This is a genomic window from Labrenzia sp. C1B70 (assembly GCF_000475395.1).
In the GTDB taxonomy this organism is placed as follows: Bacteria; Pseudomonadota; Alphaproteobacteria; order Rhizobiales; family Stappiaceae; genus Roseibium; species Roseibium algicola.
The window spans coordinates 692,460-704,692 of sequence record NZ_AXCE01000012.1; the positions used below are offsets into that span (position 1 = coordinate 692,460).

Consider the following 12,233-nt stretch of genomic DNA (forward strand, 5'->3'; position numbering starts at 1 on the left):
GATCAGGGAAGATGATCGGGTCTCGAATCAGTTGGCCTGACGGCGAAGAAACGCCGGAATTTCCAACTGTTCGTCTTCTGTTGCAGTTACCGGCTTCGGCGTTGCCCGCCCGGTGTTGTCCAGCTGGCCTGCAGCGCCATGAGCTGCGGGACGTTGCTGGGGCGCACGCGGGGCGGCCTGCTGGGCCGGCTGCATCTGCGGAGCAGGACGGGCAACCGGTGCGGCAGCCATGTCATGTTCCTGATCTTCTTCGTGATGGCGGCCAAGGCCGCTTGCAAGGCGACGCAGCAGCCCCATCGGGCGGCGGTCGTCTTCAGCGTGCTCTTCATAGCTCGGTGCCGGAGCAGGCTGCTGAGGACGCTGCTGGGCAACGGCCTGCTGAGGCTGGGCTACATTTGCAGTCTGCTGCTTTGCCTGGATTTCACGCTGAGCGATCGGCGGGAAATCCTCCACCCGCGGCATGCGCGGTGCAGGGTTATGCTCGGCGGCAACCGGCGGAATGTAAGGCTGGCTGACCGGCATGTCTTCTGCAACAGGTGCCCGGGCTTCGTCTTCGATGTCGAGCATCTGCGGCTTGGCTGCAAGCGAACCTGCTGCCGGCTGCACTTTCTTGATCTCGACAGCCGGATCGCTTGCAACGGCGACCGGCTGCGGATCCGGAATGGCAAGTTCCCGTTCCAGATTGGCAACGGCCTTGGCAGCGGCATTTTCGGCGTGGGCCTTTTCAGCCAGAGCGGCCGGGCGCTGAGTGTTGATTTCCGGCGTCCGGCTTGCTGCCGGAGCTTCCGCCTTCACAGGCTGAGATGCTGTTCCGGGAAACGTGTTGGCCGCAAGGCCTTCCTCCCTGTCAATGCCGGTTGCAACGACAGACACGCGGATGAGACCATCCAGCGTCTCGTCGAAGGTCGCGCCCAGAATGATGTTGGCGTCGGCGTCAACTTCCTCGCGGATGCGGGTAGCTGCTTCATCCACTTCGAACAGCGTCAGGTCGTTGCCGCCCGTAATGGAGATGAGCAGGCCTCTTGCGCCCTTCATCGAGGATTCGTCGAGCAGCGGGTTGGCAATGGCAGCTTCCGCCGCCTGCTGTGCACGCTTTTCGCCGCTGGCTTCGCCGGTGCCCATCATGGCCTTGCCCATGCCGCGCATCACGGAGCGAACGTCGGCGAAGTCGAGGTTGATGAGACCTTCCTTCACCATCAGGTCGGTGATGCAGGCAACACCAGAGTAGAGCACCTGGTCGGCCATCGCGAATGCGTCGGCGAAGGTGGTCTGGGCATTGGCAATCCGGAACAGGTTCTGGTTCGGAATGACGATCAGTGTGTCGACACTCCGCTGCAGTTCCTCGATACCGGAATCGGCGATCCGCATACGGCGAGCGCCTTCGAACTGGAACGGTTTGGTCACCACACCTACCGTCAGTATACCCTGCTCGCGTGCCGCCCGTGCGATAACGGGTGCGGCACCGGTGCCGGTTCCACCGCCCATGCCGGCGGTGATGAACACCATGTGCGATCCGGACAGGTGATCGTTGATTTCGTCGATCACTTCCTCGGCGGCTGCGCAGCCGACTTCCGGCTGGGAGCCTGCGCCAAGACCTTCAGTCACTGCCACGCCCATTTGGACGAGCCTGTCTGAATGGTTCATGGCCAGTGCCTGGGCATCCGTATTGGCAACGACGAAGTCGCAGCCCTGGAGACCTGCAGTGATCATGTTATTGACGGCGTTTCCGCCCGCGCCGCCGACGCCGAAGACCGTAATGCGTGGCTTCAGCTCCTGAATGTCGGGCATCTTCAGGTTGATGGTCATATTATCCTCGCGACCCACTGGCGCCCCCGGTACGGGAGTAGCCTCTTCTTCCCTAATCTCCTCTGCCATTTCTGGCAGCTCAACTTCCTGGATGTCGTCTTCTTGGCTCATGTCGTCAGAAGCTTTCCCTGATCCATTGGCCCACACGGGCCAGGTAACCAGATTGCCCGCCCCACCCTGATCTCCGGTTCTTGTGTTCGAACTGTTCGATCTGAGCGACCTGCGGATAAATCAAGAGACCGACAGCGGCGGCAAAAGCCGGACCTTTGGCAGCCTCGGGAAGACCGGCGACGCCTAGAGGCCGGCCAAGACGGACGTTGCGCCCCAGGATGTGACGCGCAACTTCTCCAAGACCCGTGAGCTGACTTGCGCCCCCGGTCAGAACGATCTGCTTACCGACACGCCCGGCAAAGCCGGACGCCGTAAGCCGATCCCTCACGAGTTCAAGGATTTCTTCCACGCGCGGCCGGATAACCCGGGTCAACGCCGAGCGTGGGATCTGGTTAGGCAGGTCGCTGTCGCTTTCCAGCGGCGGTACCGTGAGCATGTCACGATCGTCCGAGCTGGACGCCAGCGGCGAGCCGTAAAGGGTTTTCAGGCGCTCCGCATCCTGCAGACGGGTTGCGAAAGCGCGGGCGATATCGGTGGTGACGTGATTGCCGCCAACGGCAATCGCATCCAGGTGCACCATGTGGCCATCGACGAAGACCGACAATGTCGTCGTACCGCCGCCCATGTCGATGCAGGCGACGCCAAGCTCGGCTTCGTCATCCACGATGGTGGACAGGCCGCTGGCAAACGGCGTCGCCACCATGGTTTCCACATGAAGGTGACCGCGGTTGATGCACAGTTCCAGATTGCGCACAGGCGGAACTTCCGCCGTCACGACCTGCATGTCGACGCCCAGCTTGTGGCCCATCATGCCACGCGGATCGCGGATGCCGCGGCTGCCGTCCAGCGAATAGGAGATCGGCAAGGCGTGTGTGACGGCCCGGCCGTCGGTCACCGAGTGGCTGGAGCCGGCGGAAAGCACCCGCTGGATATCGGCTTCAGACACGCTGTCGCCTGCCAGCGGAACGTTGGCGCTGTAGATCTCGCTCTGCAGGCGTCCGCAGCTGATGTTTGCGATCAGCGACTCGACCGTCACGCCGGCCATGCGCTCGGCACTGTCGACTGCCAGACGGATGGCCTGTTCGGCAGCATCCATGTCGACAACGACGCCGGACTTGATCCCGCGCGAGCGCTGATAACCGTACCCCAGCACTTCCACCTTGTGGGAGCGGCTGGAAAGAATTGCCTTTTCTTCCTGCGGCACCAGTTTGGCGATCAGGCAGCAGACCTTCGTGGAGCCCACGTCCAGAACCGACATGATGACGGCACGACGGCTCGGCAGCGGCCGCATCTTCGGCAGGTAGAGGTTGTTGTCGGAGCGGCTCATGTGTCACGCTCCTTTTTGCCTGAGCGGCCCTTGCCGCCCGTCATGACCTTGCGCTGTTCGGCAGCCTCGTCGGAGAGGCGCACGGTCACGCGATCTGCCAGACGCATGTCGATGGCAACGATATCCCGGGACAGGAGCCCGCTTTCTTCATCCATTTTCACCAGATCTGCCAAGGCGGCGTCGATGTTGTCTTGGGGCAAGCGGATCGAAATCCCGTTCTCAAGCTGCAGGTCCCAGCGGCGATCGCTGATCAGGAACGCCGCGCGCACGCGCGGACGCAGGCCCGGAACCTTCTCCAGCGCGGTGTTGATCTCGGATGCCCTGCGCTGAGCACCGTGGTTCACGACAAGCAGCAGATTGGCATAACGCCCATCCACCTCGTCGGTGATCACGTCACCTGATTCGTTTACGATCGAGACCATGTCGCCGCGCTGCCACAGCGCATAGGGCACCCGTTCCTCGATGTTGATCTGCAGCGTGCTCGGATAGAGCTTCATCACCGAAGCGCTCTTCACCCAGGCCATCTCGTTAAGACGCTCGCGAGCGCTATTGGCGTCGAACAGGGCGAGCGAGGAACCCTCGTGAATTTCCAGCGCTTCCAGGATCTGGAACTCGTTGATTTCACGCTGGCCGGACAGCTTGACCGCCTCGATGCCGAAACCAGCAGCGGACAGGAGACTGTCGGCAACAAGCCGGCCGTGCCCCCCTATGACTATTCCATAACCAATTGTTAAGGTTAAGAAAGTCAGCGCAGCAGCAGATCCGGACCAGCGTGGCAGATCTGCCAGGCGCCCGGCCGAACGCCACACCGGCTGGCGGTGCAAACGCGGCACACCGCGCCCGCGCGGAGCCAGTTCAGCCTCCAGCGGGGTCATCGCGTCCCGGTAATGTTTGCGCCTTATCGACAGCAACTCGCGTCCTCAACCATCCAGCTGACCAGGTCCTTGAAACTCATCCCCTTGTGGGCCGCCATTTCGGGCACAAGAGAAGTCGGCGTCATGCCTGGCTGCGTGTTCACTTCTAGGCAAATCAGCTCTCCGGATCCGTCTTCCTTTTCATCGAATCGGAAGTCGGCGCGGGAAACACCGCGGCAACCCAGAGCCTGATGCGCCTTAACTGCTAGTGTCTCTATGGTTTGGTAAACAATCGGTGAAATTTTTGCAGGAAGAATGTGTTTTGAACCGCCTTGTGCATATTTGGCGTCGTAATCGTAGAAGCCGTGACCTAACGGCACTATGTCGATGACACCCAGGGCCGTATCATCCATGACGGCACAGGTCAGCTCCCGCCCGCTGATGAATTTTTCGCACATTAGAACGTCAGGGTAAGGCCAGTCCTCCCGACCCAGTTCCTGTGGCGGAAACTCTTGATCTTCCTTGACAATCAGCACCCCGAAGCTCGATCCTTCGTTGATGGGTTTCAGCACATATGGCGGCTTCATCGGATGCTCGCGGGTGATCTCCCGGCGGTTGACAACAAGGTGTTCCGTGACCGGAATTCCGGCAGCATTCATCACCGCTTTTGCCTTCACCTTGTTCATTGCAAGGCTCGAGGCGAGCACACCGGAATGTGTGTACGGGATGTTAAGAACTTCTAATATTCCCTGAACGCAGCCATCCTCGCCGAAGGGACCGTGAAGAGCGTTAAAGACCACATCGGGCTTCAAATCTTTGAGAACAGCGGAAATATTGCGGTCAACGTCGACCCTGGTGACCCGGTAGCCGGCTTCTTCCAGCGCATCGGCGCAGCCCTTGCCGCTGGCGAGGCTTACAGGACGCTCGTTAACCCAGCCCCCCATCAGAACAGCGACATGTTTGCTTGCCATCAGGCAGCCTCCCCTTCCTTGCCCAGAAATGGCTCGATAGCCCCCTGTGCACCAAATTCACCCAGGCGCTTGATCTCCCACTCCAGGCGGATGCCGCTGTGCGCCAGCACGCGCGCGCGCACGGTTTCCCCAAGCAGTTCGAGATCATGTCCGGTGGCCGTTCCGGTATTGATCATGAAGTTGCAATGCATTTCGGACATTTGCGCTCCACCGACGGTCAGGCCACGGCAGCCTGCCGCGTCGACCTCTTTCCATGCCGACGTACCGGGCGGGTTCTTGAAGGTGGATCCGCCGGTCTTTTCACGGATCGGCTGCGCCCGTTCACGGTGGGCGACAACGTCGGCCATTTCCTGCCGGATCGAGGCTTCGTCCTGCGGCACGCCTTCAAAGACGGCGGAGGTAAAGATCAGGTCTTTCGAAGCCTCCGAGTGGCGATAGGCATAGCCCATGTCCTCATTCGTCAGAACGTGGCGGTTACCGTCCCGGTCGACCGCGGTCAGCTCCACCATACGCTCGCGGGTTTCCGTGCCGTGAGCGCCCGCATTCATGCGCAGCGCACCGCCCACACCGCCAGGAATACCTGTGTAAAACGCAAAACCGCCGAGACCGGCCTTGGCCGCAGCTTCCGCCAGACGCTTGTCCGGCACGGCCGCCCCTGCCCTCAACCTGTTACCGCCGACTTCCTCGATGGAACCGAAGCCCTTTGCACTCAGGCGAATGACAACGCCCTTCAGGCCGCCGTCACGGATCAGCAGGTTGGAACCCAGCCCTACCGGCAGCACCGGAACATCTTTCGGAAGCTTTTTCAGGAAGGCAGCAAGGTCGTCTTCATCCGCCGGCTGGAACATCAACTGCGCGGGACCACCAGTGCGGAACCACGTGACCGCAGACAGTGGCTGGTTGGCCGTCAGCTTGCCGCCGATACCTTCGGCAAGCTCCGGATACTGCTCCAGCAGATCGGGAAACGCCATGTGACGTCCTCCTTAAAGCTCTTCCAGCTGTTTCGGCAGCGCGTATGCCCACTGGGTGATGTTGCCGGCCCCGAGGCAAACCACGAAGTCGCCCGGCTCGGCCAGTTCCTTGACAAGCGCCGGCAGCTCTTCCGGACCCTCGATCGCCCGAACGTTCCTGTGACCGCGGGTCTTCATGCCCGAGACGAGATCTGTATGTGCCGCTCCCTCGATCGGCTGCTCCCCCGCGGCGTAGACAGGAGCGATAATCACCGCGTCCGCATCGTTGAAGCAGTTCGAGAAATCATCGAACAGGCTGTGCAGGCGCGAATAGCGATGCGGCTGCATCACCGCGATTACCTTGCCTTTTGTCGACTCGCGCGCCGCATGGAGCACGGCCTTGATTTCAACAGGATGGTGGCCGTAATCGTCGAATATCTGAACGCCGCCCACCGTGCCGGTGTGCGTGAAGCGCCGCTTGACGCCGCCGAAGGCCGCAATGCCTTTTCTGAGATCGTCCGCCTCGACGCCAAGCTGTGAGGCAACCGCGATTGCCGCGGTAGCATTCGAAACGTTGTGAAGGCCCGGCATCGGCAGCGTCAGGTCGTTCAGTTCGATCACCTGCCCGCTGCGGCGGTCACGAAGGGTCACGGAGAAGATCGACTTGCCACCATCCATCGACACATCGGTGTAGCGAACGTCGGCCTGCGGATTGGCGCCATAGGTGACGACACGCCGGTCTTCGATGGTCCCGATCATCGTCTGGACTTCGGGATGGTCGAGACACATGACGGCAAAGCCGTAGAAGGGCACATTTTCAACGAACTGCCGGAAGGCAGCGCGTACGCCGGCGAAGTCGCCGTAGTGATCCAGATGCTCCGGATCGATATTTGTGACGATGGCGACATCAGCCGGCAACTTGACGAAGGTGCCGTCGCTCTCGTCTGCCTCGACAACCATCCAGTCACCCTCGCCCATGCGGGCATTGGTGCCATAGGCATTGATGATACCGCCGTTGATCACCGTCGGATCCAGACCGCCGGCATCGAGAAGTGCGGCAACCATCGATGTGGTCGTGGTCTTGCCGTGTGTGCCGCCAACGGCGATCGCCTGCTTGAAGCGCATCAGCTCGGCCAGCATTTCCGCCCGTCGCACCACAGGGATCAGCTTTTCACGGGCCGCGACCAGTTCCGGGTTGTCCTTCTTGATGGCGGAAGACACGACCAGCACCTCGGCATCGCCCAGGTTTTCTGCGGCATGGCCAATGGAAACCTTGATGCCGTTGTCACGCAGGCGCTGAACATTGGCGTTTTCCGCCATGTCCGAGCCTTGTACCGTGTAGCCGAGGGTCTTCAGCACTTCGGCAATCCCGCTCATGCCGATACCGCCGATGCCGACAAAATGAACCGGTCCGATGTCCTGCGGCATCTTCATGGCCGTTCTCCTTGTTTTGCTGCGACCTTCTCGACGAGGTCGGCAAGTCTTTTCACCGCGTCAGGCCTGGCGACGCTGCGCGCCTTTTGCGCTGCTTCGCCCAGCATTTCGGGTGCATTCATGAATCGGGTGATTTCCTGGGCCAACCGCTCCGGATAAAGGTCGACCTGACGGATCGGCCAGGCCCCACCTGCTTTTTCAAGCACCTTGGCATTGGCAGCCTGGTCCTGATCAATGGCTCCGGGCAACGGTACCAGGATGGAGGGACGGCCAAGAACGCTGAGCTCGCTGACCGACGACGCACCGGACCGGCAGATCACCAGATGCGCCTGGGCAATCCGCTGTGGCATGTCCTGGAAGAACGGCGCGCATTCGGCCTGAACGCCCAGACTGTCGTAAACAGCCTGTACCCGCTCCATGTCCTCCGGACGGCACTGCTGCACGATCCGCAAACGGGTGCGGATATCGGCAGACAGTTTTTCAAGCGCCGGCGGCAACAGATCGGAAAAGAAGCGTGCGCCCTGGGATCCGCCGAAGACCAGCAGGTTGAACGTTCCACCAGTGAGCGGTGCCGAGTAGGGCAACTCCGCAGCCGCGAGGACGGCGTCCCGAACAGGGTTGCCCGTTTCAGTCAGCTTGGCCTTGAAATCCGCCGGCAGATCTTCGATCGGCACGCTTGTGGCAATGGCGGTCACGCCCTTCGCCAACAGGCGGTTCGCCCACCCCATGACGCCGTTTGCTTCGTGCAGGATGGAGGGCGTGCCCGTGAGCCGGGCAGCATACATCGGCGGAAACGTCGGATAACCACCAAACCCGGCCACGACATCCGGCTTCAAGGCCTTGATCACCTTGCGTGCCTGCAGCGTTCCAAGAAACAGTTTCACTGCAGTCTTCGCCAGCAGGAAGGGATTGCGCCCCCGAATGGTCTCCGAGGCGATGATGTGAACCTTGCGAGCGGGAAAGGCACTGCCGTATTTGTCGGCCCGTTCGTCGGTTGCAAGTTCCACGGTCCAGCCGCGCCGGATCAACTCGCTGGCCAGCGCCTGTGCGGGGAAGAGGTGGCCGCCCGTTCCGCCGGCCGTCAGTAAAACAGTTTTGCTCATGAGTGCGGCTTGGGGCCTTACATCAGGGAAGAGGGTGAAAGCCGGCTCACCGTGACGACATCACCGCGCGACGGCTGCGGCCGCCTGCGCGTGAGCGCCAGAATGGCACCAGCGGTCATGGCGGACGACAAGAGCGACGACCCGCCGTAGGAAACGAACGGCAGGGTCATGCCCTTGGACGGAATGAGGTGAAGGTTCACCGCGAGATTGATCGTGGCCTGCAGGCCGAACAGCACGGTCAGTCCTGCTGTGGCAAGACGACTGAAAGCATCCTGATCACGGCTGGCGTGACGCAGGCCTCTCAAGACAATGAATGCAAAGACGGAGACAAGCAGCAGACAGGCGATTACGCCGAACTCCTCACCGACAACGGCGAAGATAAAGTCTGTGTGGCTGTCAGGCAGTATCCGCTTGACGGTGCCCTCCCCCGGACCACGGCCCAGCCACCCACCTGCGAGAAAGGAATCCTTGGCCGTATCGATCTGGAAGGTATCGCCGGAGCTCGGGTCGAGGAACCGGTCCACGCGGTTGGTCACGTGCGGCAGGAAGGCATAGGCGGCAAACAGGCCGACGATCCCGATGACGCCAAGCGCCATGATGATGAGCCACGAAATCCCGTTCAGAAAGAACAGCCCTGCCCAGACCAGGCCGAGCAGCATGGTCTGACCAAAGTCCGGCTGGGCGATCAGGAGAGCCGCGCAAACCGCAAAGAGTACAAAGGCGAAGAGTACCCCAGGCACCTCGCGCCGGCGGCCACTTTCCGACAGAAGGAAGGCGATCAGGATCACGAAGGCAGGCTTCAGGAATTCGGACGGCTGTATCGACAACCCGGCGATATAGATCCAGCGCCGCGCACCCTTGGCCTCAAACCCCAGGAACAGGGTGGCAACCATCATCAGCAGCGACACGATGAACAGGATGAGTGCCGCCCTCCGGACCATGCGCGGCGTCATAAGCGAGCCGGCAAGCATGATCGTCAGGGCCGGTATCAGGAACATGGCCTGTCGCTTGACGAAATAGAAGGTTTCAACGCCGATGCGTTCGGCAACCGGCGGACTGGCTGCAAACGAAAGCACCACACCGCCAACCATCAGCAGGCTGAAGGCGGCAAGCAGATAGTGGTCCACTGTCCAGAGCCATTCCGCAAAGCGGCTGCGATCGGCGCGCGAAACCATATCAGGCGACCTCCTGGGTATTGCCGGAATTGGGCAAGGCACGCACCGCATCTACAAAAGCAGCGCCCCGCAGTTCAAAATTCGGGAATTGGTCGAAGCTCGCACAGGCGGGCGACAAAAGTATGGCGATTTCAGCCGCACCGTCCTCCGCCGCCTCGGCAGCGGCGTCCTGCACGGCCTGGGTCAGCGTTCCGCTGATCTTGAAGGGCACGCGGCCATCCAGCGTCTTGGCGAAATCCTGAGCCGCCTCTCCGATCAGGAAGGTCTTGGCGATCTTCGGGAAATATTCGTCCAGCGAGGAGATACCGCCCGCCTTGGCCCGGCCACCCGCGATCCAGTAGATCCGGTCGAAACTTGCCAATGCTCTGGCCGCAGCGTCAGCGTTGGTGGCCTTGGAATCGTTGATATAGAGAACCCGGCCCTTCTTCTCCACCACTTCCATGCGGTGATGAAGTCCCGGGAAGGTCTTGAGGGCTTCTGCGATCTGCGCTGCCGGAATTTCCAGCGCACGCAGAGCCGCGAAGGCAGCCGCCGCATTCTGGCCGTTGTGGTCACCGCGGAGGCTGTCGATCCCGCCAAGCAGGGCTACTTCGATCTGGCTACCGTCATGCGCCTCGATCAGTCGCCCGTGGCGAGCGTAGATACCGTTGGTGAGTTCCTTTTCACCAGCGATCCGGCACACGGGCTTGCGCGCAAGTTCAAGCCTGTCGGCAATTACTGAGGACAACCGGTCGTCAACTCCCACCACCGCGACCTTGGCACCGGCAACAAGCCGCTCCTTGATAGCGGCGTAGTTTTCCATGGACCCATGACGATCGAGATGATCCGGCGACAGGTTCATGTGAATGCCGACAGTTGCATCCAGGGTCGGCGCCAGATCGATCTGGTAGGAAGAGCACTCCACCACATAGTGCCGACCGGGTTGCGGAGGATCGAGCTCCAGAACCGGCGTCCCGATGTTACCGCCGAGTTGCACGTCCCGGCCCAGGGCCTTCAGGAGATGCGCGATCAGGGCGGTGGTGGTCGACTTGCCATTGGTACCGGTAATCGCAATCAGCGGCGCGGACGGGCATTGTTTGCGCCGCTCACGGCAGAAAAGCTCGACATCGCCGACAATCTCGACGCCGGCATCACGCGCCAGCTCCACCGACCAGTGCGGCACCGGATGGGTCAGCGGTACCCCCGGAGCAAGAACCAGTACGGCAACGTCCGACCAGTCAAGGTCCCGAAGGTCTTGCGTTGCAAGCCCCTCGCCGGCAGCTTGTGCGACCCGAGCTTCGTTATCGTCGTAACAGACCACATCCGCACCGCCAGCCCTCAGCGCACGCGCCGTTGCAAGCCCGGACCCGCCGAGCCCGAACAGGGCAACCTTTCTGCCGTCGAATGTGGTGACCGGGATCATGCGCCTACCTCAGCTTCAAGGTTGCGAGGCCGAGCAGGGCAAGCACGACGGAAATGATCCAGAAGCGGATCACCACCTGGCTTTCGGTCCAGCCCATGATCTCGAAATGATGGTGGATCGGCGCCATGCGGAAGACCCGCTTGCCGGTCAACTTGAAGGAGAACACCTGCACGATGACCGACACGGCTTCGAGCACGAAGAGGCCTCCAATGATGGCCAGAACAATCTCGTGCTTGGTGGCAACCGCGATCGCGCCGATCATGCCGCCGAGAGCAAGTGATCCGGTGTCACCCATGAAGATGGCAGCCGGAGGGGCGTTGAACCACAGGAAGCCGAGACCCGCGCCGATCACGGCACCACAGATGACGGCAAGTTCACCGGTGCCGGCAACGTGGTGAATCTGGAGATAGCTGGCAAAAACCGCATTACCGGAAAGATAGGCAATCAGGCCGAAGGAAGCGCAGGCGATCATCACCGGCACGATTGCCAGACCATCGAGACCGTCGGTCAGGTTGACCGCGTTCCCCGCACCAACCATCACGAAGGCGGCGAAGGGAATGAAGAAAAGACCGAGATTGAGCGTCAGATCCTTGATGAAGGGAAATGTGATCGCTTCCGAGTATTCGGACACATCCAGAAGGGTAACCGCGAAGGCCGCGCCGCCAGCGATCAGGAACTCCAGGCCCAACCGGGCCTTGCCGCCAAATCCCTTGTGCGAGGACTTGGTGACCTTCAGGTAGTCATCATAAAAACCGATGCCGCCGAACCCGAGGGTGACGCCGATGACTACCCATACGTAAGGGTTGGAAAGATCCGACCAAAGCAATGCCGCGACCAGGGCCCCTGACAGGATCATCAACCCGCCCATGGTGGGCGTGCCTTTCTTGGTCAGCAGATGGCTTTCAGGTCCGTCCGCGCGGATCGGCTGCCCATGCCCTTGCCGGATCCGAAGACTGGCGATGATTTTCGGTCCGAACAGGAAAACGAAAAACAGCGCGGTCATGATCGCGCCACCGGTTCGGAAAGTGATGTAACGGAACACGTTCAGCGCTGAAATCTGATCCGCGAATTGCCCCAAGAAATAAAACATCCAATGCCCC

Annotated in this window: 10 protein-coding genes; all 10 read right to left on the minus strand. The window is 61.1% G+C overall.

Annotation, left to right across the window (positions count from 1 at the left end; all coding sequences use genetic code 11):
* Window positions 1-27 precede the first annotated feature (27 nt).
* The 10 genes from ftsZ to mraY all read right to left on the minus strand — a co-directional run bounded on the left by ftsZ (window position 28) and on the right by mraY (window position 12,223).
* Window positions 28-1,806: a cell division protein FtsZ gene (gene ftsZ / locus Q666_RS51485; RefSeq protein WP_031269121.1), complete on the minus strand. Its 1,779-nt coding sequence runs from the start codon at window positions 1,804-1,806 to the stop codon at window positions 28-30.
* Between the two features lie 115 nt (window positions 1,807-1,921).
* Window positions 1,922-3,244 carry a cell division protein FtsA gene (gene ftsA / locus Q666_RS51490; RefSeq protein ID WP_023000498.1) on the minus strand — a complete coding sequence of 441 codons (1,323 nt, stop codon included), beginning with the start codon at window positions 3,242-3,244 and terminating at the stop codon, window positions 1,922-1,924.
* Window positions 3,241-4,155 carry a cell division protein FtsQ/DivIB gene (locus Q666_RS51495; protein ID WP_031269118.1) on the minus strand — a complete coding sequence of 305 codons (915 nt, stop codon included), beginning with the start codon at window positions 4,153-4,155 and terminating at the stop codon, window positions 3,241-3,243. The genes ftsA and Q666_RS51495 overlap by 4 nt, the downstream gene beginning before the upstream one ends.
* On the minus strand, window positions 4,143-5,069 hold the full coding sequence (locus Q666_RS51500; protein ID WP_023000496.1) for a D-alanine--D-alanine ligase: 927 nt from the start codon (window positions 5,067-5,069) through the stop codon (window positions 4,143-4,145). The genes Q666_RS51495 and Q666_RS51500 overlap by 13 nt, the downstream gene beginning before the upstream one ends.
* A complete protein-coding gene (murB, locus tag Q666_RS51505) occupies window positions 5,069-6,040 on the minus strand; it encodes a UDP-N-acetylmuramate dehydrogenase (RefSeq protein WP_023000495.1) in 972 nt (323 codons plus the stop codon). The genes Q666_RS51500 and murB overlap by 1 nt, the downstream gene beginning before the upstream one ends.
* A gap of 12 nt (window positions 6,041-6,052) precedes the next feature.
* A complete protein-coding gene (gene murC / locus Q666_RS51510) occupies window positions 6,053-7,453 on the minus strand; it encodes a UDP-N-acetylmuramate--L-alanine ligase (protein ID WP_023000494.1) in 1,401 nt (466 codons plus the stop codon).
* Window positions 7,450-8,556 (minus strand): undecaprenyldiphospho-muramoylpentapeptide beta-N-acetylglucosaminyltransferase, encoded by a 1,107-nt coding sequence (gene murG, locus Q666_RS51515; protein WP_023000493.1) that lies wholly within the window; start codon window positions 8,554-8,556, stop codon window positions 7,450-7,452. The genes murC and murG overlap by 4 nt, the downstream gene beginning before the upstream one ends.
* Before the next feature lie 17 nt (window positions 8,557-8,573).
* Window positions 8,574-9,731 (minus strand): putative lipid II flippase FtsW, encoded by a 1,158-nt coding sequence (gene ftsW, locus Q666_RS51520; protein WP_023000492.1) that lies wholly within the window; start codon window positions 9,729-9,731, stop codon window positions 8,574-8,576.
* A gap of 1 nt (window position 9,732) precedes the next feature.
* A complete protein-coding gene (murD, locus tag Q666_RS51525) occupies window positions 9,733-11,133 on the minus strand; it encodes a UDP-N-acetylmuramoyl-L-alanine--D-glutamate ligase (protein WP_023000491.1) in 1,401 nt (466 codons plus the stop codon).
* A gap of 4 nt (window positions 11,134-11,137) precedes the next feature.
* Window positions 11,138-12,223, minus strand: a complete 1,086-nt coding sequence (gene mraY, locus Q666_RS51530; RefSeq protein ID WP_023000490.1) for a phospho-N-acetylmuramoyl-pentapeptide-transferase — start codon at window positions 12,221-12,223, stop codon at window positions 11,138-11,140.
* Window positions 12,224-12,233 lie beyond the last annotated feature (10 nt).